21 protein-coding genes, 1 tRNA gene and 2 pseudogenes are annotated in these 21,751 nt (G+C 63.3%); 12 read left to right on the plus strand and 12 right to left on the minus strand.

All coding sequences use genetic code 11. The features are described from left to right. The first annotated feature begins 203 nt into the window (after window positions 1-203). The 5 genes from AC4PTO_RS12985 to hemP all read left to right on the plus strand — a co-directional run bounded on the left by AC4PTO_RS12985 (window position 204) and on the right by hemP (window position 2,789). Window positions 204-611, plus strand: coding sequence for a diacylglycerol kinase (locus tag AC4PTO_RS12985; RefSeq protein WP_492729105.1), 408 nt, complete (start codon window positions 204-206; stop codon window positions 609-611). Between the two features lie 111 nt (window positions 612-722). Continuing rightward, complete coding sequence (locus AC4PTO_RS12990; protein ID WP_492729106.1) at window positions 723-1,565, plus strand: glycosyl hydrolase; 843 nt, start codon at window positions 723-725, stop codon at window positions 1,563-1,565. A 74-nt stretch (window positions 1,566-1,639) separates the two neighbouring features. After that, on the plus strand, window positions 1,640-2,236 hold the full coding sequence (locus AC4PTO_RS12995) for a rhodanese-like domain-containing protein (protein WP_492729108.1): 597 nt from the start codon (window positions 1,640-1,642) through the stop codon (window positions 2,234-2,236). Window positions 2,237-2,466: 230 nt separating this feature from the next. Then, window positions 2,467-2,628, plus strand: a complete 162-nt coding sequence (locus AC4PTO_RS13000; RefSeq protein ID WP_492729110.1) for a hypothetical protein — start codon at window positions 2,467-2,469, stop codon at window positions 2,626-2,628. Continuing rightward, entirely contained in the window at window positions 2,625-2,789 is a 165-nt protein-coding gene (gene hemP, locus AC4PTO_RS13005; protein ID WP_492729112.1) for a hemin uptake protein HemP, read from the plus strand. Before AC4PTO_RS13000 ends, hemP begins: the two co-directional genes overlap by 4 nt. Window positions 2,790-2,797: 8 nt before the next feature. Here the strand turns inward: hemP and AC4PTO_RS13010 are convergent. Further along, window positions 2,798-2,871, minus strand: a tRNA-Gly gene (locus tag AC4PTO_RS13010). Between the two features lie 139 nt (window positions 2,872-3,010). Beyond that, on the minus strand, window positions 3,011-4,609 hold the full coding sequence (locus tag AC4PTO_RS13015) for a bifunctional metallophosphatase/5'-nucleotidase (protein WP_492729114.1): 1,599 nt from the start codon (window positions 4,607-4,609) through the stop codon (window positions 3,011-3,013). Between the two features lie 165 nt (window positions 4,610-4,774). Here AC4PTO_RS13015 and AC4PTO_RS13020 point away from each other — a divergent pair, with 165 nt between their 5' ends. The 3 genes from AC4PTO_RS13020 to arsC are packed head-to-tail and all read left to right on the plus strand — an operon-like array spanning window position 4,775 to window position 6,494. Continuing rightward, the gene (locus tag AC4PTO_RS13020) at window positions 4,775-5,113 is read left to right on the plus strand and encodes a DUF952 domain-containing protein (RefSeq protein WP_492729116.1); all 339 of its coding nucleotides are present in this window, start codon (window positions 4,775-4,777) and stop codon (window positions 5,111-5,113) included. Further along, complete coding sequence (locus AC4PTO_RS13025; protein ID WP_492729118.1) at window positions 5,110-6,168, plus strand: quinone-dependent dihydroorotate dehydrogenase; 1,059 nt, start codon at window positions 5,110-5,112, stop codon at window positions 6,166-6,168. The genes AC4PTO_RS13020 and AC4PTO_RS13025 overlap by 4 nt, the downstream gene beginning before the upstream one ends. After that, window positions 6,159-6,494, plus strand: a complete 336-nt coding sequence (gene arsC, locus AC4PTO_RS13030; RefSeq protein WP_492729119.1) for an arsenate reductase (glutaredoxin) — start codon at window positions 6,159-6,161, stop codon at window positions 6,492-6,494. The genes AC4PTO_RS13025 and arsC overlap by 10 nt, the downstream gene beginning before the upstream one ends. Here arsC and AC4PTO_RS13035 read toward each other — a convergent pair. From AC4PTO_RS13035 to AC4PTO_RS13055, 5 genes and pseudogenes are all read right to left on the minus strand, one after another. Continuing rightward, a complete protein-coding gene (locus tag AC4PTO_RS13035; RefSeq protein ID WP_492729121.1) occupies window positions 6,491-8,584 on the minus strand; it encodes a 3'-5' exonuclease in 2,094 nt (697 codons plus the stop codon). The two genes, arsC and AC4PTO_RS13035, sit on opposite strands and share 4 nt — an antisense overlap. Beyond that, entirely contained in the window at window positions 8,581-8,979 is a 399-nt protein-coding gene (locus tag AC4PTO_RS13040) for a response regulator transcription factor (RefSeq protein WP_492729123.1), read from the minus strand. Before AC4PTO_RS13040 ends, AC4PTO_RS13035 begins: the two co-directional genes overlap by 4 nt. A 2-nt stretch (window positions 8,980-8,981) precedes the next feature. Further along, on the minus strand, window positions 8,982-9,515 hold the full coding sequence (locus AC4PTO_RS13045) for a hypothetical protein (RefSeq protein ID WP_492729125.1): 534 nt from the start codon (window positions 9,513-9,515) through the stop codon (window positions 8,982-8,984). Next, a complete protein-coding gene (locus AC4PTO_RS13050; RefSeq protein ID WP_492729126.1) occupies window positions 9,512-11,338 on the minus strand; it encodes a putative nucleotidyltransferase substrate binding domain-containing protein in 1,827 nt (608 codons plus the stop codon). Before AC4PTO_RS13050 ends, AC4PTO_RS13045 begins: the two co-directional genes overlap by 4 nt. Window positions 11,339-11,437: 99 nt before the next feature. After that, window positions 11,438-12,763 (minus strand): annotated as a pseudogene (locus AC4PTO_RS13055) (VC_2705 family sodium/solute symporter); the annotation flags it as partial. A 79-nt stretch (window positions 12,764-12,842) separates the two neighbouring features. Here AC4PTO_RS13055 and AC4PTO_RS13060 point away from each other — a divergent pair. From AC4PTO_RS13060 to AC4PTO_RS13070, 3 genes are all read left to right on the plus strand, one after another. Continuing rightward, a complete protein-coding gene (locus AC4PTO_RS13060) occupies window positions 12,843-13,640 on the plus strand; it encodes a Fic family protein (RefSeq protein WP_492729128.1) in 798 nt (265 codons plus the stop codon). 22 nt (window positions 13,641-13,662) lie between these two features. Further along, window positions 13,663-13,950, plus strand: coding sequence for an HU family DNA-binding protein (locus AC4PTO_RS13065; RefSeq protein ID WP_492729130.1), 288 nt, complete (start codon window positions 13,663-13,665; stop codon window positions 13,948-13,950). Window positions 13,951-14,357: 407 nt separating this feature from the next. Further along, window positions 14,358-15,686: an ISL3 family transposase gene (locus AC4PTO_RS13070; RefSeq protein ID WP_492729132.1), complete on the plus strand. Its 1,329-nt coding sequence runs from the start codon at window positions 14,358-14,360 to the stop codon at window positions 15,684-15,686. 12 nt (window positions 15,687-15,698) lie between these two features. Here the strand turns inward: AC4PTO_RS13070 and AC4PTO_RS13075 are convergent. The 5 genes and pseudogenes from AC4PTO_RS13075 to AC4PTO_RS13095 form a co-directional block, all read right to left on the minus strand. Next, window positions 15,699-16,148: pseudogene (locus tag AC4PTO_RS13075) on the minus strand (sodium:solute symporter family transporter); the annotation flags it as partial. 15 nt (window positions 16,149-16,163) lie between these two features. Continuing rightward, window positions 16,164-16,421, minus strand: a complete 258-nt coding sequence (locus tag AC4PTO_RS13080; protein WP_492729133.1) for a DUF4212 domain-containing protein — start codon at window positions 16,419-16,421, stop codon at window positions 16,164-16,166. Between the two features lie 59 nt (window positions 16,422-16,480). Next, on the minus strand, window positions 16,481-17,167 hold the full coding sequence (locus AC4PTO_RS13085; protein ID WP_492729135.1) for an adenylate kinase: 687 nt from the start codon (window positions 17,165-17,167) through the stop codon (window positions 16,481-16,483). A gap of 15 nt (window positions 17,168-17,182) precedes the next feature. Next, a complete protein-coding gene (gene acs / locus AC4PTO_RS13090; RefSeq protein WP_492733618.1) occupies window positions 17,183-19,129 on the minus strand; it encodes an acetate--CoA ligase in 1,947 nt (648 codons plus the stop codon). Between the two features lie 361 nt (window positions 19,130-19,490). After that, window positions 19,491-21,161: a SulP family inorganic anion transporter gene (locus AC4PTO_RS13095; protein WP_492729137.1), complete on the minus strand. Its 1,671-nt coding sequence runs from the start codon at window positions 21,159-21,161 to the stop codon at window positions 19,491-19,493. Between the two features lie 78 nt (window positions 21,162-21,239). On the opposite strand from AC4PTO_RS13095, the gene AC4PTO_RS13100 reads away from it, so the two are divergent. Beyond that, window positions 21,240-21,734: a HugZ family pyridoxamine 5'-phosphate oxidase gene (locus AC4PTO_RS13100; RefSeq protein ID WP_492729139.1), complete on the plus strand. Its 495-nt coding sequence runs from the start codon at window positions 21,240-21,242 to the stop codon at window positions 21,732-21,734. Window positions 21,735-21,751 lie beyond the last annotated feature (17 nt).

The raw sequence follows: 21,751 nt of genomic DNA on the forward strand, positions 1-21,751 counted from the left end.
CCTGTGTTTTATGATTGAATCAACTATTCTGCCTGCCTTGCGGCTTGACTATCCCATATTGGCAATGCCCCGGATCGGACTGAAAAACCGCCCCGCATCGCAGGGAAACAAGCGCCGGTCGCGGTTGCGGCCGATCCATCCGCGATGGACATTTCCCATCCGTTGCGCAATGAAGGGCGGGCCATTTTCAGGACATCAGCCGAATGCGGAAAATCGACAATATGGCCGAAACCGAAACGGAAATGCCGCGCAAACCGCCTGGACGTGTTTCCGGGCTGGGGCATCTTTTCGCGGCGGGAAGCTATTCCATTGGCGGCCTGCGCAGGCTGTGGCGTGAAACCGCATTCAGGCATGAGCTTCTGTTTTCGGCCGTGGGGATCGGCCTTTTGGTCGCATTCGGCGCCAGCCCTGCCTGGGTGGCGGGATTTGTCGTTCTGAACCTGGCGCTTATCGCCATCGAGGCGCTGAACACCGCCATCGAATGCCTGGTCGATCACGTCTCACCCGACTGGGCCGAATTTGCACGTGACGCCAAGGATCTCGGTTCGCTTGCCGTGGCTTGCCTGATCGCGGCAAACGTCGTCTGCTTCGTGGCAGCGCTACTGCTCTGAACGCCTGCCCGCGGCCCCGGGGCACAATCCCCAATTGCATGAGTTGGCCGCATTCGCGCCTTATTTGTCCCTTGATCTGCCGTTATTGCCGAAGCGATATCGGAGGTTAAGATGCTCTACAGGCTTCTTGCAGGTGTGATCCTTATGCTGCTGGCGACTTCGGCCCATGCCCAGAAGGTGGGAATCGGCGCATGGGAAAACCCCGCGCTGACCATGCTGGAATGGGTCGAACGGGGTGAACGTCTGGGCTGGTATTACAACTGGCGCAGCGATCAGATCCATCATCGCGGCAATCTTCAGCGCTCGGTCGAGTTCGTGCCGATGATCCATGGTGCGAAGAATGTGAACGACCGGATCCGTTCGGACCTGCCGGTACGCGCGCTTCTGGGATTCAACGAACCCGATGGCAAAGCGCAAGGCCAGACCAATATCACGGTCGAGAAGGCAGTGGCGCTTTGGCCGAAGCTGCAGGCCCATGGCCTGCGTCTGGGCAGCCCGGCCACCACGCGCGAAGGCACTCTTGGCAAGAATTCGTGGCAGCGTCGCTTCATGGACCAGGTCGCGGCGCGCGGCCTGCGGGTGGATTTCATGGCGGTGCACTATTATTCCCCCGACGGAGACGTGGCCACGTTCGAGCGGTGGCTGCGCACCGTGCATGCGGAATACCGCCGCCCGATCTGGGTAACCGAGTTCGGCATGGTCGACTGGAGCAATCCGGGCAAGACCACCCGGGCACAGAACGCCGCCTTCGCGATGGCAGCGATCCAGATGATGGAACGCCTGCCCTTCGTCGAACGTCACGCCTGGTTCGCCGCCAATCCGTACAGCTGGGGTGGCAGCACCATCCAGACCAATCTGGTGGATAACGATCTCAACACCACCGTTGTCGGCGCCGCGTTCGAGCGGATCGCGGCACGGCTTGGCGGCATGCGTCTGGCCGACGCGCGCGAGTAACCCGGACAGCTTGCCCCATCGCGGGTAACAGGGCAAAGTCAGCCTTTCGGTTCAAACCGGAAGGAGGAACGTCCATGCGCCCGCACTTTTTCGTCCTGGTCCTTGGCCTGTCATGCGGCCCAGCCGTTGCCGAGGACATGCCTGTCGGCATCACTCATGACATGAAGTCGGTCACGATCCAGACCGAGAGCGGCCCCGCCGAGATCTCTCGCATTCAGGATCCTACACACGAACTGTCGGGGGAATGGGCGCGCACCTCACGCCCCTGCCCCGATTTCTGCATCCAGCCGATGCATGTCGCCGAAGGTGTCAGTACGATCGGAGAGCTGGAACTTCTGGACATGCTTGCCGATCCCGAGGCCATCGTGGTCGACAGCCGCACGCCCGAGTGGTTTCAGGGCGGCACGATCCCCGGCGCCGTTTCGATGCCCTATACCGAGATGACCGATCATCTGGCCGAGCTCGGCTGCGAGATCGACTTCGACGGCTGGGATTGTGCGCAGGCGCGCGATGTCGCGTTGTTCTGCAACGGCATCTGGTGCGGCCAATCCCCGACCGCCATTCGCGCGATGATCGCGGCAGGTTACCCGGCCGAACGGATCTTCTGGTATCGTGGCGGCATGCAGGTATGGCGCCTGCTTGGGCTGACCGTGGCCGGGGGACAGGGCTGACCCCCAGTTGCCCCAACCCGGCCATTATCCAGCACCGAAAACCGACGGCCGTTCTCGAAATCAACGGCACCCAATCCGTTTTGCGCCCCGTTTTCAATAATAAAATCAATATATTACCGGTAAGGTTATTTCCGATTAAAAGAATCGGTATTTACATAGGTGAGTTTTTTGGTCAGATTACGTTCACCGCCAGTCCTCGGACCAGCCCGAACGCCAACAGGAGACCGGATATGAAAGCCATCCCCTTGCCCGGCCCCACTGCCCGGGCCAGTGACAGACTGACTGAACCGCCGATTACACTGCGCGACATCGTGCAGGCGCTCTGCTCGGGCATGGCCGCGCATGGCCAGGGCATCGAACTTGTCCTCGACCGTATCGAGAGGGCGTCATGACCATCCCGCAGAGCTTTTCGCCGCAGACCCTCTCGCAATCGCTTCCCGCACATGATGCCGAAGCGCTGACGGGGGGCGGCAATACCGCACATATCCTGCTGAACGGTCAGGTCTACACGCTGCGCATCACGCGGGCGGGCAAGCTTATCCTGACGAAATGAGGATGGGTTGGAGCGGGTGATGGGAATCGAACCCACGTATTCAGCTTGGAAGGCTGCTGCTCTACCATTGAGCTACACCCGCGTCCCCCTCCTATAAGCCGCAATCGGGGCGAAGCGCAAGCGCTTCGCCCCATCCCTGATCGTCCATCGGACCGGACGAAAAATCCCTCAATCTCTGCGATCAAAGGGCGGGCGGCGCGTTTGCGCCGCCCGTTCCGCGTTCATTTGCGGGTGATCCGGCCATCCAGCGCCGGGGTATAGGGGCCGATCTTCGCCATATACTCGGCCGTCACATCCGCAAGGTCGGGGCCGTAGTCATAGGCGTTCATCGCCTCCGAGGCGAACATCCGATACCCGTCGCCGCCCTGGCGGACATAGTTGTTGGTGACGACGCCATAGGTCTTGTCGGCCTCGATCGGCACCCAGGCATCGCCCTCCATCACCATCACGTCCGAAACGCGGCTTCCGGGGGGCTGCGCCGGATCGAAGGTGTATTTCAGCCCCGCAACCTGGGTGAAGCGCCCGGCACCGTCCTCGATCTGGCTTGCGCCGTTTTCAAGCGCGGCCACCACGACCGAGCCTTTCGCCTCAAAGGTGGAAAGCGTGTTCTGGAACGGCAGCACGCTCAGCACTTCGCCCATGGTCACCGGCCCCGCGTCGATGGAGGAACGCAACCCGCCGCCGTTCTGGATGGCGATGCTCACGCCCTGATCCTTCACCCGGTCAAGAATCGCATCGGCCACAAGATTGCCCATTGCGCATTCCACCTGCCGGCAGGTATCGCGCGAGCCGTCGATCTCGGCCGTGCTTTCGGCCACGACCTTGTTCTTCAGCTCTTCGATGGGGGCCCCCATCTCGGCCACGCGGGCGGCGATCTCGGGATCGGGGGTCACGCTGGCATCCAGCACGATCGTGTCCCCGTCGGCGAATTTCAGGTTGCCCTCGTCGTCGAAGGTCAGCTCCAGATGGCCGAGATACTTGGAATAGGCATAGGCCTGAACCACGGGAACCATCGTTCCTTCGGCATCGACCCAGGTCGGATAGGGGCCATGGCGGTCGGGGTCGCTGGCGGACAGGAAGGTGTGCGAATGCCCCCCCACGACTGCGTCCACCCCCGGCACCGAGGCGGCGATCTCCTGATCCTTGTTATAGCCGACATGGGTCACGGCGATGATCTTGTTGACCCCCTCGGCGGTCAGCGCCTCGACATCCGCGCGCAGGCTTTCGATTTCGTCCTGGAACAGCACCGCGGGGCCCGGCGACGAGGTATCGACCGTATCCGTCGCAAGCGCCGAAATGATGCCGATCTTCTGCCCGCCCACATCGAGAACGGTGCGCTTCGTCACCTTGTCCTTGAGCAGATTCGACTGGCTGAGATCGAGGTTGCCCGAAACCACCGGGAATTCGACCTTGTCGATCAGGCCCGCCAGCCCCTCGGGGCCATCGTCGAATTCGTGGTTGCCGACCGCCATGGCGTCGAACCCGATCTTGTTCATGAACTCCGCGACCTCTGCCCCCTTGTAGGTCGTGTAGAACAGAGAGCCCTGGAACTGGTCGCCCGCATCCAGAACAAGCACGTTCTGTCCGTCGGCGCGCAGCTGGTCGCGCAGTTCGTTGATCTTGGTGGCAACGCGCGCGACGCCGCCGAAACATTCGCCCTTGGCTTCGGTTTCGGCATCGCAGGTCGAATCGTATTTGTTGATGGATTCGATCCGGCTGTGCATGTCGTTGATATGCAGCACATGAAGCGTGTAGTCGGCGGACGCCGTGCCGGCCGACAGCGCCAGAACGGCCGCCGAGGCAAGGAAACGGGTTTTCATGAGGGACCTCCGGTTCAAACAGACTGGGTTCAGATTGCGGCGACTGGCCGCAGGAGTCAAAGCTCGTCTCGCCTGCGGGTGTTAAAGGGCTGTCATGACAATGGGATGTCGGCGCATGCACGCACGGGATTGACCGGCGGGCAGGCAAAGGGCATGTGAGGTTTCATGCTGATCTACAAGATATTCCGTCGCCCCGAATGGGACGCTTTCCGCGCCGCAGGTGAAACTGCGGGCGCGCCGGTCGATCTGGAGGACGGGTTCATCCATTTCTCGACCGGAGCGCAGGTCACCGAAACCGCCGCCAGGCACTTTGCGACCGAAAGCGATCTGGTTCTGGTGGCGGCCCAGGCCGAGACACTTGGCCCCGCCCTGAAATGGGAACCTTCGCGCGGGGGGGCGTTGTTTCCCCATCTCTACCGCCGGCTGAAACTCTCCGAGGTGGTCTGGGACAAGTCCCTGCCCCTTGGCGCAACCGGGCACATCTTTCCGGAGGCCCCGCTGTGAGCCTGCTTGAACGCACCACCCTGGCGGTCATGCACCGCCTCGACCCCGAGCTGGCGCATGGCCTGTCGCTGCGCGCGCTGCATTCGGGCTTTGCCCCCCTGCCTGGCCCGGTCAGCTCGCCCCGGCTTACGACCGATCTGGCGGGGCTGAGCCTGCACAACCCGGTCGGGCTTGCCGCGGGTTTCGACAAGAACGCCACCGCCGTCGCGGCCCTTATGCGCGCCGGGTTCGGCTTTGTCGAGCTGGGTGCCGCGACGCCGCGCCCGCAGCCGGGAAACCCGCGCCCGCGCCTTTTTCGCCTGACCGAGGATCGCGCGGCCATCAACCGCTTCGGCTTTAACAACGACGGTGTCGAGGCCATCACCGCGCGGCTGGCCGCACGCCCGCCGGGCATTCCGGTGGGCCTCAACCTCGGGGCCAACAAAGACAGCGCGGACCGCGCGGCCGATTTCGCCCGCGTGCTGGCCGTCGCGGGGCCGCATGTGGATTTCGCAACGGTAAACGTATCCTCGCCCAATACCGAGAGGCTGCGCGACCTTCAGGGCAAGGAGGCGCTTGGCGCGCTGCTGCGCGGGGTGATCGAGACGCGCGCGGGGCTGGCCCGGCGGGTTCCGGTCTTTCTCAAGATCGCGCCGGATCTTGGGGCGGCCGAGCTTGAGGATCTGGCCGAGGTGGCCCTGACATCGGGCATCGACGCGGTGATCGCCACCAACACCACGCTGGCCCGGGACGGCCTTGCAAGTGCCCATCGCACCGAGGCGGGCGGACTGTCCGGCGCCCCGCTGTTCGAGAAATCCACCCGGATCCTTGCGCAACTGTCGCGCCTGACCGAGGGGCGGCTACCGCTGATCGGCGTGGGGGGCATCTCGAACGCGGAACAGGCCTATGAAAAGATCCGCGCGGGCGCCTCGGCCGTGCAGTTCTATACCGCGATGGTCTTTCACGGGCTGTCGCTGGCCGCCGATATCGCGCGCGGGCTGGACGACCTTCTGGCGCGCGACGGGTTTTCCCATGTGGCCGAGGCGGTCGGGACGGGGCGCGACAGATGGCTTTGACGATCTGGCACAATCCGCGCTGCACGAAATCGCGTGAAACGCTGGCGCTGTTGCAGGCACGGGGCTTGCAGCCCGAAATCCGGCTTTACCTGCAAGACCCGCCGGACCGGGCCGAGCTTGAGGCGGCGCTTGCGCTTCTGGGGCAGCCGGCCTCGGCGCTTCTGCGCCGGAAAGACAGCGGCCTGGCGAAGGATGCCGATAGCGGGCAGATCCTCGACGCGCTGCTGCGCAACCCCGCGCTGATCGAACGCCCGCTGGTCCTCACCGACAGTGCGGCCGCGATCGGCCGCCCGCCCGAGGCGGTTCTGGCGATCCTGCCCGCCTAGCCGTTCAGATCCTTCAGAAGGCGGCCGTGCTTCTTCACCTCGGCGATGACATCGCCGAAGGTCTCGATCCCGCGCGCGCGCAGGGCCGGCAGGAGCTTGAGAAACGCATCCGCCGTGGCGACCGTGTCGCCGATCGCGGTGTGGCGGGCCTCTTCGGGGATCGTGATACCCAGCCGATGGGTCAGCGCATCGAGGCTGTGGGTTTCGCTTTGCCCGAAGACCACCGCCGACAACAGCACCGTGTCCAGGATCGGGTGATCGAAGGTCTTGCCGATCACGCCTTCCTTGCGGCGCAGGAACTCCATGTCGAAGGGCGCGTTGTGCGCCACAAGCACCGCGCCTTCGGCGAACTGGTGGAACCGCCGCCCGATCTCGGCGATGTCGGGCGCATCGACCACCATCGCATCCGAGATGCCGTGCACCTCGGTCGAGGCGGGCGGGATCTTGCGCCCCGGATTGACCAGCGTGTCGAAGACTTCCTTGTCGACCCGGCGGCCGTTGACGATGCGCACCGCCGCGATCTGCACGATCTCATCGCCCTCGGAGGGCAAAAGGCCCGTGGTTTCGGTGTCGAAGACGACATAGACCAGATCGGACAGTTTCGCGCTGACGACCTCGGGGTTGCGGACCTTCGAGAGCAGGTCGAAATCATAGACCACCGCGCGCGGCACCGGCGGCGGGCGCTTGGCGGCACCCCGCGCCTCGCGCAGCGGCAGGCACAGGCGCGCGCGCCCGTCGGGCAGGGTTTCGGGCCAGATTTCGGTTGCATGGGTCGACAGCACCCGTCGCCCCGTCACATCGGCCAGCCCGACCTCGAGCGGCCCGGCGATCCAGCGGTCAAGCTCGGAGACCGGGGGCGGCGCACCGCGCCAGTCCAGCGCGACAAGCGCGCCGGGCCCGTCGGCGGTGATCGCCAGGCCGAAATCGTCGCGCCCCGGCGCCAGATGCCCGATCAGCGCCGAGGTCAGCGCCACGATCTCGAAACCGTCGCAGCGCAGGATCAGCGGCTCGACCGAGACGCGCAGCGCGACACCTTCGGTTTCGGCGCGCGCGCGGGTCGCCTCGGCCAGGTCAGAGGCGCGCACCATCGACAGCGGCCACCAGTTCGCCCGCGCCGCATCATGGCGCGCGGCCAGCTCGGTCACCGAGCGGGCGAGAGAGCGGACCTCGGCCATCATCGCACGGTCAAGCGCCTCGGGCACCGTGCCGCCGGTTTCGGACACGACGCCAAGCACCGTCTGAAGATTGGCCGCCGGGCGGCGCACGCGGTCGAACAATTCGTCGATCAGCGCGGCCTGCTCGGCATGGGAGGCCAGATCGCCCGTCACATCGCGCAGCGTCAGCACATAGCCGGGGCGTTCGTGCAGATGATGCTCGGCCCCCTCGGCAAGAAGGCGCATCCGCGCGGCCAGCACCTTCGCCTCGCCCTTGGTGGCGCAAAGCAGGTCCGAGGCCGCATCGGGATCGTCGGTTTCCAGAAGGCGGGCATAGGCATGCCGGATCGGGGCGGCGTGCAGATAGTCGAAGACCCGCCGGTCAAGCCCCGGCGCATAGCCCGCGTCGATCCCGCCCAGAAGGTCGACGGCATGGCCGTTGTAGAACACCAACTGATGGTCGGGCGAACACAGCAAAACCCCCACCGGCACATCGGACAAGAGCGCCTCAAGCCGCTCCTTCTCTTGCGCGAGACGGGTGGTTTCGCGCGCCACCGCCTCGGCCAGGGCGTTGCGCGTTTCGGCAAGGTTGCGCGTCACGGCCACCGCCGCGGGCGCCAGATCCCCCAGATAGCGCGCGGGTGCCTCGTCGATCTCCGAGGCAACCTCGGCATGGCTGCGCGCGCGCATTCCCCCCGCCAGCCGCTCGATAGGCTTGGCCACGTTTTCGTCGAAGAGGAACCAGACCCATGTCACCAGCCCCAGGATCACGAAGCCCGCGATCAACCCGCCGATGACAAAGGCGTTAAGGACATTGGGATCGCCAAGCCTATGATACCCAAGATAAAGCCCGACCCCAAGGGCCGCGACATTGCCCACCGCAAGGGCGGCGAAGAACAAAAAAACCCGCAGCCGCAGGCTCAGGCGCCTGATCATGCCGCGCCCCCGGCATGCTGCAAGAGCCGCTGCACCTCTTCGCGCAACTCCTTGAGTTCGAACGGCTTGGCGATGAACCCGTCCGCCCCGAGCGCCAGCCCCTTGCGCCGCTCGAGCGCGGAACCGCGCGCCGTCATCATCAGGATCTTCACGTCGCGCAGGCTGTCGTCGGCGCGCACCTCCTGACAGATCTCGTAGCCCGAAACCTCGGGCAGCATCACGTCAAGCAGCACCAGATCGGGATGCGTCCTGCGGATCGCGCCGATGGCCTCTGCGCCATTGGCGATCCGGTCGTGATCGTAGCCCTCGCGCGACATCAGGTAATCCAGCGCGATGGCGATATTGTCCTCATCCTCCACGATAAGAACGCGGTGTTTCCTCCCCCCGTCGGCCATGCTCATCCTCCGTTGCAGGCGGCCTTGAGTCCCTCATCAGTCAGTCCAACCGGAATCCATTCCGCCCCGGTAAGGTTTCCGGCTTCGTCCATTGCAGCACCCCCGATCAGATCGGCGCGCGCGCCGGCGGCACAATCGAACACGACCGGCACGCTGCGCATCGGTGTCCAGCGCTGAACCGCAAGGATCCGCGCCGTGACCAGATCGTCGTTTGCGGCAAGGCGATGCGTCTCGGCCCGGTCGATGGCCAGGAAACGCGACTTCATCGGGGCGATATAGGTCCAAGGCCGCCAGGGCGCGCTTTCCTCGACCGTGTGCACCACCGCCACGGTTTCGGGCAGTGCCCGCGTGACCCGGCCATACCAGGAATATTCGTTCCAGATCGAATAGCCGATCATCGCCGCGCCCGCCGCGGCCGGCAGCACCCATTTTGGCAGCCTGCGGCCGCTGGTCCGGCGCCAGAAATGACCAAAGGCAAAGGCGACGCAGGCGGCCAGGATGCCCGCGGCCAGCATGGAAATCAGGTCATTCGTCACGTCACCGCCCCTTTGCCATGCCCCAGCGCCGATTGCATCGTGCGCACCACCACGAACGCATCGCGCAGATGCGAGCGTTCGAAATCCGACAGATCCGAGGGCGCGAGGTAATTGTCCGGCTTGCGCCCCGATTTCACCAGATGCAGCTGGTTTTCCAGCCGCATCGTGGCGATCAGGTCATAGGCCTCGACCAGATCGCGCGCGCCCGAGGCCGAGATCACCCCGGCATCCTCTGCCGCCAGAAGCCGCGCACGGGTATTGGCCGCCGTCAGCCGCCCCTGCAACGCATAGACCCGTGCCAGATCGGTGACCGGAACCACCCCGTTATGCTTCATGTCGATATGGTTGCGATGCTCGCCCGAGCGGATCGTGGCAAAGCCCCGGATCAGCCCCAGCGGCGGCGTATGCTTGAGGCTGTTGGCGATCATATGCGCCACGAAGATCGAGTTGCGCGACGCGTTCTCAAGCGTTTCGGCCTGCAAGTCCTGAAACAGTCCGACGGCGTTGCCCCCGATCGGGCGCAGGTCGAACATGACCGAGGCCAGCATCTGCGCCTCGGGCGAGGGCTTGTTGATCCAGCCCCGGAAATACTCGCGCCAGACGCGCATCGGCTGGCACCACCGCTCGGCCGTGGCCATCATGTCGCCGGGGCAATAGACATATCCGCAGGCGTTCAGCCCATCGGACACGAATTTCGCCAACTGTTGGAAATAGGACATATCGCCGGGGGTAACGGCATCGTCCAGCAGCAGGCAGTTGTCCTGATCGGACACCCCGGTCTGTTCCTGCCGCCCCTGGCTGCCACAGGCAAGCCACAGGTAGGGAACCGGCGGGGGGCCAAGCCTTGCCTCGGCCATGGCCAGCAGGCGGCGGGTTACAGCATCGGCGATATCGGTGATCAAGCGGGTCACGACCTCGTGGCTGTGATTGCCGCCGACCAGTTGCACCAGAAGCTGCGGGATCCGCGCCGTGACCGCCGCAAGTTCGGCCACGCTGTCCGAGCCGACGATGTCGCGGATCAGCACGGCCGAGCTGACGGCCTGGAACCGAGTCAGGTCGGTCTGCGTGATCATGCCCACGAAACGGCCATTCTCGACGATCGGCAGGTGGCCGATGCGGCGCTCGAGCATGATATGCAGGATGTCCGAGCCGAGCGCCGATGGCGGCAGAGAGACCGGATCGGGCGTCATCACGGAACGGACTGGCGTGCGCGGGTCAAGGCCGGCGGCCAGCACCTTGTTCGACAGGTCGCGCACCGTGACGATCCCCAGCAGCTTGTCGTCCTGCGTCACGCCAAGCGACGAGACATGATCATCGCGCATCTGCCGCGCCACCTCGGCCACGCTGGTGTCCGGGGCGCAGTCCAGCGGCTTGCGGGCAATAAGGTCCGAGACCTTGAGCGTTGCGATATCAGGGTTGCGCGCCTCGGTGCTGCGGCTGCGGTTGAAGAAACGTGCAAAGGGCGGTGAATCATTGAGGAGCCGCTGGAATTCGTCGACGGGCAGCACCAGAAGGACGCTGTCGGTCTTGGTCCGCGCACGGGTAACGGCCAGCCCGTCGCGCAGCAGCCCGCGCTCTCCAAAGCTGTTGCGCGCCGACAGAAGCGAGACGAGGGCGCCGTTGCGGTCAAGCACCTCGACCCCGCCCTGCATGATCAGGTAAAGCCCCTCGAGCGAATCCGCGATGTCGTAGACCTGCGTTTCGGCTGGCACGTCCCTGCGGCTGAAGAAACCGGCGACCCGCACCAGTTCGTCCCGCGGCAGACTGTCATAGGGATGGACGGATTCCAGAAATGTGACGATTGCCTGCAGGTCCGGATCCATCTTGTCCTCCGTTGGTCGGGTTGGCGCCCCTGGACGGGGCGCCCCCTGTTGTCAGTCCGGGGCAGGTGCGCGTCAAGCGCATCCGCCCCGAAACAGATCTTAGTGGCCCGTCGCGGCGCCCGCACCTTTCGGCACGCGGATCGACTCGACCAGTTCCTGAACTTCGACCGGCGGCTCTTCGGTCGCGCTCGACACGACATAGGCCACCACGAAGTTGATCAGGGCACCGACCGCACCGAACGAGGTCGACTTGATCGACAGCAGCAGCGGATCCGCATCCGTGAACGAGTTGGTGTCCGGAACGAAGAACCAGCCCTTGTGCAGGAAGATGTAGATGATCGTGACGATCAGACCTGCAAGCATGCCGGCCACGGCGCCCTTGTTGTTGATGCGCTTCGAGAAGATGCCCATCATCAGCGCCGGGAAGATCGACGAGGCCGCCAGACCGAAGGCAAGTGCCACCGTCTGCGCCGCGAAACCGGGCGGGTTCAGACCCAGATAGGTTGCCACGGCGATAGCGACACCCATCGAGATCCGGGCTGCCAGAAGCTCGCCCTTCTCCGAGATGCCGGGGTTGAGCTGACCCTTGATAAGGTCATGCGACACCGCCGAGGAGATCGCGAGCAGAAGACCCGCCGCCGTCGACAGCGCGGCGGCAAGACCACCGGCAGCGACCAGAGCGATCACCCAGCCCGGAAGCTGTGCAATCTCGGGGTTGGCCAGAACCATGATGTCGTTGTTCACGGTCAGTTCGTTGGCCTCTTTGTCGCCAACATAGTTGATCAGTCCGTCGCCGTTTTTGTCTTCAACGGTCAGGAGGCCTGTCGTGACCCAGTTTTTCACCCAGTCAAGGTTGTTGCCATGACTGTCCACGCCCGCTTCGATTTCGGCCACGCTCAGCGGTTGCGAGGCGGTGCCTTCGGGGTAGAAGGTGGTGATCAGGTTCATGCGCGCCATCGCGGCCACCGCCGGAGCGGTCAGGTAGAGAAGCGCAATGAACACCAGCGCCCAGCCGGCCGAGGAACGGGCATCCGCCACTTTCGGCACGGTGAAGAAGCGCACGATCACGTGCGGCAGGCCCGCCGTCCCGATCATCAGCGACATGGTGAACAGGAACATGTTGAGCGTGGTATCAGACTGGTTCAGGTAGGATTTGAAGCCCAGATCCGTGACCAGACCTTCCAGCGTCTGCAACAGCGGCTGGCCGGTGTGAACCTCGTTCGAGAACAGGCCGAGCGGCGGAAGCGGGTTGCCGGTCAGTTGCAGCGAGATGAAGATCGCCGGAATGGTGTAGGCGATGATCAGCACGACATATTGCGCCACCTGGGTGTAGGTGATGCCCTTCATGCCGCCGAGAACGGCATAGGCGAACACGATCGCCGCACCGATATAGAGGCCCGTCGCGTTCGACACTTCGGGTATCCGTAATTCATGATTGAAGTGCTGCCGATGCGCGTGTATTAATATTCGCAATACATGATTGTTTTGGGCAAGGGGCGAGCGGATGCAACTGTTCGAAAAATTGGGGTTCAGGTGGGATCGTTCAGCGGTCCCTGCCGATGTGCCTGCGTCCGTTGATCGCGCGATCTTTCGCTACAAACAGATGCTTGCGCAGTTCGTATTTGACGCGAGTTCTCTCGAAGGGAATCCTTTCACCTTTCCCGAAGTCAAAACGCTTCTGGACGGGGTGACGGTTGGTGGACACAAGCTGACGGATGAACAGCAAGTTCTTAACCTTGCCGCCGCCGGAAGGGAGCTGTTCGCGCTGGTCAAAGCGGGATCGTTCCGGCTCGACAAGGCAACCTTTGATCGCCTCCATGCTCTCGTCGCTCGTGAGGAACCCTTGGAATGGGGGTATTTCCGTGGTGAGGGTGAGTTCACAGACATAACACCACACGTCGGTCTTGGCTATGAAGGCGAATTTGTGCCTTCCCATCCTACGGAACCCGGCGCGAAAAACCTCAAGAAGCTGTTTGCCGATGCTGTGCAAGCCCTTGAAGCCGAAGTCGCCGATCCGCGCGAACGCGGAATGGCCTTCTTCCTGTTCGGGGCGTTGCAGCAATTCTATTTCGACGGAAACAAGCGCACGTCGCGCTTCATGATGAACGGCGTTCTCATGTCGCATGGCTTTGACGCCATTTCGGTGCCTGCGAAGAGAGCGCAAGAATTCAACGAGAATATGGTGCGGTTCTACACGAATAAGGATGCAACAGAGATGATGCACTTCCTGATCGACTGCCAACCGAAGAACGCACCAACACCGAAGCCTAAACCCGCGCCTAGTTCCGGGCCGTCAATGTGAAATTACGAGGAGAACAACACTCATGACAAAACCCATCACTAAAGCCGATTTGATCGCTGATATTGCGGAACGGAGCGGCATCAGCAAAGCGCAAGCCGGAGAGGCGCTTGACGCTGTTACCGCGTCGATCTCAGCCCAGCTTGTTGCTGGGAATGCGGTTGCACTTCCGGGGCTGGCAAAGTTCGAAACCCGTGATCGACCAGCCCGTCAGGTCCGCAATGTCGCCACAGGAGCGATGATGGACAAGGAGGCAGATCGGACGGTGAATATCACCGCACTGACCGCGATCAAAGTGGCGGTGAATGGGTGAGGTTCGTATGATAATTGCTAATGGTTTGCAAAAATGAAGCAGATACCTTCGCCTTTAGACGCTTTGGAGTACCTGGTTGGCACGCCAAATAGAGAGCGGTGGTTCGCACGTATCGTGGTGTTTTATCTGATAGTTGTAGGTCTTTCGATACTTTTATATCCTTGGAAGGTTTATGAAGAAAGAACGCGCTACGCGAACGCGATAGTTCAAGCCTGCGAAACAAGAAATGGCCCCGGCCCTCGCACAGCACCGGATGCCGAGCGCTTTGAGTGGTTCGAAAATTGCATAAAAGAGATGTTGTCCGAGTGAAGAAAAAGCGCGGGGCGGGCGTTGAATTTTCGACAGGGATTGTCGGATCAAGCGCCTTACTTTGGGGGATTGGCGGGCCCTAGCCGCCATGATCGTGCATGGACCTTCTGCAACTCGATGACTTCGATCTGATCCGCGTGGTTGAGGAAGATCACGACTTCCACATCTATGCCAAGCTCTCCGGTGAAACGACACACTGCCAGCATTGTGGGAAATATGGCGTTATCGGCTTCGGACGGCGCGAGCAGGTTATCAAGGATTTGCCGCGCCTTGGTAAACGATCTTCGATCTATGTAGAAACCCGCCGCTGGCGCTGTAAACACTGTGGCAAGACCTTCTATGAAGACCTGCCCCACATGGACGAAAAGCGCCGCATGACCGATAGACTCGTCCACTGGATCGGCGAGCAGGCCGTGCGACGGACAAATTCCAGTGTGGCCGAAGAAGTCGGCGTGACCGAAGGCACGATCCGTCTTGTCTTCGCAGAGTATGTCCAGCGCAAGTATGATGCCATGCGCTTTGCCACGCCGCGATGGCTGGGCATAGATGAAATCCATCTCATCAAGCCGCGCTGTGTTCTCACCAATGTCGAAAAGCTGACGGCCTTTGACATCCTTGAGAACAGGAACAAGCAGACTGTCGCGACCCGACTTGCGCGGCTCGATCACCGCAACAACATCGAGCTGGTGACGATTGATATGTGGCGACCCTATCGGGATGCCGCCGCTGCGGTTCTCCCGAACGCCACAGTCGTCGTTGACAAGTTCCATGTGGTGCGAATGCTGAATGCCGCCTGTGAGACCGTCAGGAAGGCGTTACGGGCCGATCTCACGCCCGCTGAGCGCCGTGGACTGGTGAACGACCGTTTCCTGATCCTGAAGCGCAAGCACCGGCTGAATGGCAAGGAGCATATGATGCTGTCTGGCTGGTTGGAAAACTATCCGGCGCTGGCCATGGCCTATGAAATCAAGGAAGCGGGCTATCGCATCTATGACGCTAAGACCCGCGATGAGGCCGATGCAGCTTTTGAAGAATGGCGGTCGTCCGTGCCGCAAGAGATGAAAGGCGCGTTCGGCGGCTTCGAGCGGGCGTGGCGCAACTGGCGAGAAGAAATCCTCGCCTACTTCGATTGCCGCGCGACCAACGCCTACACAGAGAGCTTGAACAATCTGATCCGCACCACCAACCGGGTCGGACGTGGATACTCATTCGAAGCGCTACGCGCGAAGGTGCTGCTGTCTGAAGGGCCGGAGAAGAAAGCTGCGGCTCGCCCAGCTTTCCAGAAGATGTTGAGCCGTGATCATGCCTTCGAGACGACAGTGCATGATATGCGCGTTCCTACGCGCTATGAGGGGCGCTACGGAACGCTCCTGTCAACACTTCCCGAGATTCTTCGCGAAAGCGATTTGACCCCAAAACAATCATGAATTACGGATACCCGACACTTCAAGGAAGCGCGAGAACGCCACGCCGACGCCGGTCATCTGGCCGATAACATAGGTCACCGAGGCGACGATCAGGCAGATAACGGCAACAAGCCGAGCGGTCGGTGAATAGAATCGGTCGCCGATGAATTCCGGCACGGTGAACTTGCCGAACTTGCGCAGATAGGGCGCAAGAAGCATCGCCAGAAGCACATAGCCCCCGGTCCAGCCCATGAGGTAGGCCGAGGTGTCATAGCCGCCAAAGGCGATGATGCCGGCCATCGAGATGAACGAGGCGGCGGACATCCAGTCCGCGCCGGTGGCCATGCCGTTCATGACGGGGTGAACGCCCCGGCCGGCGGCATAGAACTCGGCGGTCGAGCCCGCGCGGGCCCAGATCGCGATGCCGATGTAAAGCGCGAAGGTCGCGCCGACCACCAGCAGGTTGAGGGTAAACTGATCCATTGTCCCTGCTCTCCCTTATTCTTCCACGCCGTGTTCACGGTCCAGTTTGTTCATCCGCGCCGCATAGGCGAAAATGAGAACCAGGAACACGAGGATCGACCCTTGCTGGGCAAACCAGAAACCCAGATCGGTGCCGCCGATGCCAATGCCCGAAAGCACCGGGCGCAGCAGGATGCCGAACCCGAAGGAACACACGAACCAGATCACCAGAAAGATCTGGATCGTCCGGATGTTGGCCTTCCAGTAGGCATTGGACGAAGATTTGTCCGCCATGAGAGTAACTCCCTTTTTTAACTTTAGACGGGCCCCGGCATGGGCCCCGCCCCTCCCCATCAGGTCGCGGATACGCGCGACACGACCTTACCCAGCCCCGTAGCGATCGCCTCGATGCTGCCCATCGCGTCGATCCGCTCCAGAACCCCCAACCGATCATAATGCACGATCAGCGGCGCCGTTTCGGCGTGATAGGCCTGAAGCCGTGCACGCGCCGTTTCGGCATTGTCGTCGGCGCGGCGCTTGAACGCCGTGCCGCCACATTTGTCGCAAGTGCCCGCCACGGCGGGCTGCTTGAATTCGTCGTGATAGCCTTCGCCGCAGGCCGCACAGGTGTAGCGGCCCGAAACCCGCTTCACCATTGCCTCGTCATCGACCTCCAGGCTGACCGCGGCGGTCACCTTCTGCCCGGTTTCCTGCAGCAGCGTATCAAGCGCCGCAGCCTGACCCGCGGTGCGCGGGAAGCCGTCAAGAATGACGCCGCGCGCCACATCGGGCTGGGCCATGCGGTCCCTGAGGATCGCCAGCACGATATCGTCAGATACAAGCCCGCCCGATTCCATCACCGCCTTGGCGGCCAGGCCGGCGGGGGTTCCCGCCGCAACGGCCGCGCGCAGCAGATCGCCGGTCGAAAGCTGGATCAGGCCGAACTGCTCTTCGAGCATACGGGCCTGCGTCCCCTTCCCGGCGCCCGGAGGCCCGAGAAGGATCAGGACGGCGGGGGTTGTGGTCACTGGATCTGTCATGAACTCCCCCACCCCTCAGCCGCGATTCATGCGGTTGGCGATCAGATCGTCGACCACCGAGGGATCGGCCAGCGTCGAGGTATCGCCAAGCGCGCCATAGTCGTTCTCGGCGATCTTGCGCAGGATGCGGCGCATGATCTTGCCCGAACGGGTCTTGGGAAGGCCGGGCGACCACTGGATCAGGTCGGGCTTGGCGATCGGGCCGATCTCGGTGCGCACCCAGGTCTCCAGCTCCTTGCGCAGCGCGTCGGTGGGTTCGACATCGTTCATCAGGGTTACATAGGCATAGATGCCCTGCCCCTTCAGTTCGTGCGGATAGCCCACCACGGCGGCTTCGGCTACGGCGGAATGCGCTACGAGCGCGCTTTCGACCTCGGCGGTGCCCATGCGGTGCCCCGAGACGTTGATCACGTCATCGACGCGGCCAGTGATCCAGTAATAGCCGTCCGTATCGCGGCGGCAGCCGTCACCGGTGAAGTAATAGCCCTTGTATTGGCTGAAATACGCCTCCTGGAAACGCTCGTGATCGCCCCAGAGGGTGCGCATCTGCCCGGGCCAGCTGTCCGAGACGCAGAGCACGCCCTCGGCCTCGGTCTCGCCCTGGCGCACGGCGGTCGACGGATCGAGCACAACCGGCTTCACCCCGAAGAAGGGCAGCGTGGCCGCGCCCGGTTTGGTCGGCGTGGCATAGGGCAAGGGGGTGATCATGTGGCCACCCGTCTCGGTCTGCCAGAACGTGTCGACGATGGGGCATGTGCCCTTGCCGACAAACTTGTCATACCAGGCCCAGGCCTCGGGGTTGATCGGCTCACCGACCGAACCGAGGATGCGCAGGTTTGAAAGATCGTATTTCTCGACCCATTCCGGCCCCTGCCCCATCAGCGAGCGGATCGCCGTGGGCGCGGTGTAGAACTGGGTGACCTTGTGTTTTTCGCACACGGCCCAGAAGCGGCCGGCATCGGGATAGGTCGGAACGCCCTCGAACATCACCGTGGTCGCGCCGTTGGCGAGCGGGCCGTAGATGATGTAGCTATGCCCGGTGACCCAGCCCACATCGGCCGTGCACCAGAACACGTCGCCATCCTGATAATCGAAGGTGTATTGATGGGTCATCGCGGCATAGACAAGATAGCCGCCGGTCGTGTGCACGACGCCCTTCGGCTTGCCGGTCGAGCCAGAGGTGTAAAGGATGAACAGCGGATCCTCGGCCCCCATCGGACGGGGCGGGCACTCGGGGCTCGCGTGTTCCATCAGCGCCTTCACGTCCACGTCGCGGCCCTGGATCCAGGTGGTCTGGTCGCCTGTATGCCGGACCACGAGGCAGCGGACCTTGTCCGAGCAGTGCAACAGCGCGGCATCGGTATTGGCCTTCAGCGGCGTGCGCCGGCCGCCGCGCGGAGCGGTGTCGGCGGTGATGACGACCTTCGCGCCAGAGTCGTTGATGCGATTGGCCAGGGCGTCCGGCGAAAAGCCCGCGAAGACGATCGAATGGATCGCCCCGATCCGCGCGCAGGCCAGCATGGCATAGGCGGCCTCGGGGATCATCGGCAGGTAGATCACCACGCGGTCGCCACGCATCACGCCCTGGCTGAGCAGAACGTTCGCCATGCGGTTCACACGCTCGGAGAGCTGGCGGTAGGTGATATGCTCGGCCGGGGTTTCGGGATCATCGGGCTCGAAGATGATCGCCGTCTGCTCGCCGCGCGTGGCAAGGTGGCGGTCGATGCAGTTGACGCTTGCGTTCAGCACGCCGTCCTCGAACCACTTGATCGACACCTGACCATAGGTGAAATCGGTGTCCTTGACCTTGGTATAGGGGGTGATCCAGTCCAGCCGCTTCCCCTCGCGGCCCCAGAAGGTGTCGGGATCCTGGATCGATTCCGTATACATCGCGCGATACTTGGCCGTATCGGCATGTGCCTTGTCATACCCCGTCGGAACGTCCCGCAGTGCCGGCGTCATTGCCGCCTGGTCCTGAGTGGCCATCATGGATCCTCCCTCAAATTCAAGCGGCCGCCGGCCGCGAATTGCCCCCGGCCATGCCGAAAGCGTTCAACCCGAGAGAATTGTAAACCAAAACGCGGTTTTCATGTAACCCCCTTTATCGCATGCATTTTTTTGTAAATTTTTTCACACAGTTTGCGATAACTGTGTAAATCTTTCACTTTTTGAGAGTTTTTTGACATTTTATTTCAACGCCTTGGGTGTTCACGGAACGGTGAAGCCGGCGGCGGTCCGCCGCCCACGGGGCAACGGGGCGTCAGGCGGCCTTTCGGCCGCGCATCGGGTTTTGCCGGAAAGGTGATTCGATTCGCTGCGGGAATCAGCCGCCATCGGGCGCGTGCAGCGCCGCCACGACCGCGTCGCTGTCAGGCAGGAAACGCACCTCTGTTTCCGTCAGGCCCTGCGCCTCCATCCCCCGGCGCAGTTCGGGGGAAACGCCGGTCAGGTAAAGCACGCCGTTCCTGCGGGCCAGCTTGCGTGCAAGCGTCAGCACCATGCGCGCGCCGGTCGAATCCACGAAGCTGACCTCGGAAAAGTCGATGACGACGGCGCGCGGGCGCTGCGCGATGCGGTCCAGAACCGTGCCCAGCCGGGCGACCGAGCCGAAGAACACGGCCCCGTGCAGCCGGTAGATCACCAGATCGCTGTTCTGGCTTTCGACATCCTCGGCCTCCTCGTGCGTCAGGGGCGCGCGTTGCAGCCGCGTCATCTCGGACATGTGGCGGATGAAGACAAGGCCGCCAAGCGCGAAGCCCACCACGATCCCTTCGGTCAGGTCGCGGAAGACCACCAGCAGGAAGGTCGCCAGCAGAACCAGCGCATCTCCGCGCGAGCTGCGCAGCAGGGCAAGGAACTCGTGTCGCTCGATCATGTTCCAGGCGACGATCGCCAGAAGGCCGGCCAGGGCGGCAAGCGGAATATAGCCCGCAAGCGGCGCGGCCACGACCATGAACAAAAGGATGAACAGCGCATGCAACATCCCCGAGATCGGCCCCCGCGCGCCGGCCCGCACATTGGTCGCGGTGCGCGCGATCGTGCCGGTGACGCAGAATCCGCCGAAAATGGCCGCCCCCATATTGGCCAGCCCCTGCGCCACCAGCTCCATGTTGGAGCGGTGCTGGGTGCCCGACATCCCGTCCGCCACCATCGCCGAAAGCAGCGATTCAATCGCGCCCAGCAGGGTAAAGCTGACCGCCCAGGGCAGCGCGGCGATCACCGCCTCGCGGCTGAAATCGGGCAGTGCGGGGGCGGGAAGGATCCGGGGCAGCGCGCCGAAGCGGCTTGCGATGGTTTCCACCTGAAGGCCAAGGACCGCCGCCACAAGCGAGGCAAGCGCGACACCGATCAGCAGCGACGGCAGCCGCGAATCGATGCGCTTCACGGACTCGATCACAAGGATGGTTCCCAACGCGACGCCAAGTGCCGTCGGGTTGAAGCTGTCCCGCGCGGCCCAGAGGGTTTCGACCTTTGCGATGATCTCGCCGGGCTCGGGGCCGCTCAGATGCAGGCCGAACAGGTCCTTCATCTGGCTGGCCAGAATGATCACCCCGATGCCCGTCGTGAACCCGACGGTGACGGGATAGGGCATGAAGCGGATATAGCTTCCCAGCCGCAGCACCCCCAGCACGGCAAGCATGCCGCCCGAAAGGAAGGTGGCAAGGATCAGCCCCTCCACCCCCGTCTGCATCACGCAGGCCGAAACGAGCACGATGAACGCGCCCGCCGGGCCGCCGATCTGGAACCGCGATCCGCCGAATGCCGAAACCAGGAAGCCGCCGATGATCGCGGTGTAAAGCCCCCGCTCCGGCCCGACGCCCGAGGCGATGGCGATCGCCATCGACAGGGGCAGCGCCACGATGGCGACCGTCAGCGCGGCGATCGCATCCGCCCGCAGCGCGGCGAAGGAATAGCCCTCGCGCAGAACGGTGAGAAGCTTGGGAAGCAGCGGCTCACGCGCCGCCACCGGGGAGTCATAACTTGTCGATGTCATTTGGCTGGGCTACCGATTGGATGGCTTAACAAAGCCGCCCGCAAATGAAGTGTCAACAAGGACCGCGGAGGCAAGCCCATGCAATCGCCCAAACCCTTCTCTCCGATCCGGGAAACGGATGACGAGGCGCGCGTGCTGGCGCGGGGCCTGATCGCAAAGGCGCGCTTTGCCGCCCTTGGCGTGCTGGACCCCGATACCGGCGCCCCGGCCGTCAGCCGCATCGCCATCGGCACCGGCCCCGAGGGTGGCATCTGGACGCTGGTTTCCGGCCTTTCGGCACATTCGCGGGCCCTGCGCGCGGACCCGCGCGCGGGCCTTCTGATCGGAGAGCCCGGCCTCAAGGGCGATCCGCTGACCCATCCGCGGCTCAGCCTTTCGGTGCGCGCCCACCCCTTCCCGCCCGACGCCCCCGGCCTTTCGGCTCTGCGCGCGCACTGGCTTGCCGGCCATCCGAAGTCGAAACTCTATCTCGACCTGCCGGATTTCTTCTTCCTGCGCTTCGAGGTGCTGTCAGGGCTGCTCAACGGAGGGTTCGCGCGGGCCTATCGGTTGACACCCGCCGATATGGAATGACCGGGGCGGGCGCCGCG

The organism is Rhodobacter maritimus, from assembly GCF_058747975.1.

What these genes read in the sequence shown, in the direction of transcription:
- AC4PTO_RS12985 (WP_492729105.1), top strand. Translation starts at nt 204, where the DNA reads ATGCGGAAAATCGACAATATGGCCGAAACCGAAACGGAAATGCCGCGC.
- acs (WP_492733618.1), bottom strand. Translation starts at nt 19,129, where the DNA reads ATGACGCCGGCACTGCGGGACGTTCCGACGGGGTATGACAAGGCACAT.
- AC4PTO_RS13100 (WP_492729139.1), top strand. Translation starts at nt 21,240, where the DNA reads ATGCAATCGCCCAAACCCTTCTCTCCGATCCGGGAAACGGATGACGAG.
- AC4PTO_RS13065 (WP_492729130.1), top strand. Translation starts at nt 13,663, where the DNA reads ATGACAAAACCCATCACTAAAGCCGATTTGATCGCTGATATTGCGGAA.
- AC4PTO_RS13095 (WP_492729137.1), bottom strand. Translation starts at nt 21,161, where the DNA reads ATGACATCGACAAGTTATGACTCCCCGGTGGCGGCGCGTGAGCCGCTG.
- arsC (WP_492729119.1), top strand. Translation starts at nt 6,159, where the DNA reads ATGGCTTTGACGATCTGGCACAATCCGCGCTGCACGAAATCGCGTGAA.
- AC4PTO_RS12990 (WP_492729106.1), top strand. Translation starts at nt 723, where the DNA reads ATGCTCTACAGGCTTCTTGCAGGTGTGATCCTTATGCTGCTGGCGACT.
- AC4PTO_RS13085 (WP_492729135.1), bottom strand. Translation starts at nt 17,167, where the DNA reads ATGACAGATCCAGTGACCACAACCCCCGCCGTCCTGATCCTTCTCGGG.
- AC4PTO_RS13015 (WP_492729114.1), bottom strand. Translation starts at nt 4,609, where the DNA reads ATGAAAACCCGTTTCCTTGCCTCGGCGGCCGTTCTGGCGCTGTCGGCC.
- AC4PTO_RS13080 (WP_492729133.1), bottom strand. Translation starts at nt 16,421, where the DNA reads ATGGCGGACAAATCTTCGTCCAATGCCTACTGGAAGGCCAACATCCGG.
- AC4PTO_RS13000 (WP_492729110.1), top strand. Translation starts at nt 2,467, where the DNA reads ATGAAAGCCATCCCCTTGCCCGGCCCCACTGCCCGGGCCAGTGACAGA.
- AC4PTO_RS12995 (WP_492729108.1), top strand. Translation starts at nt 1,640, where the DNA reads ATGCGCCCGCACTTTTTCGTCCTGGTCCTTGGCCTGTCATGCGGCCCA.
- AC4PTO_RS13060 (WP_492729128.1), top strand. Translation starts at nt 12,843, where the DNA reads ATGCAACTGTTCGAAAAATTGGGGTTCAGGTGGGATCGTTCAGCGGTC.
- hemP (WP_492729112.1), top strand. Translation starts at nt 2,625, where the DNA reads ATGACCATCCCGCAGAGCTTTTCGCCGCAGACCCTCTCGCAATCGCTT.
- AC4PTO_RS13070 (WP_492729132.1), top strand. Translation starts at nt 14,358, where the DNA reads ATGGACCTTCTGCAACTCGATGACTTCGATCTGATCCGCGTGGTTGAG.
- AC4PTO_RS13050 (WP_492729126.1), bottom strand. Translation starts at nt 11,338, where the DNA reads ATGGATCCGGACCTGCAGGCAATCGTCACATTTCTGGAATCCGTCCAT.
- AC4PTO_RS13035 (WP_492729121.1), bottom strand. Translation starts at nt 8,584, where the DNA reads ATGATCAGGCGCCTGAGCCTGCGGCTGCGGGTTTTTTTGTTCTTCGCC.
- AC4PTO_RS13040 (WP_492729123.1), bottom strand. Translation starts at nt 8,979, where the DNA reads ATGGCCGACGGGGGGAGGAAACACCGCGTTCTTATCGTGGAGGATGAG.
- AC4PTO_RS13020 (WP_492729116.1), top strand. Translation starts at nt 4,775, where the DNA reads ATGCTGATCTACAAGATATTCCGTCGCCCCGAATGGGACGCTTTCCGC.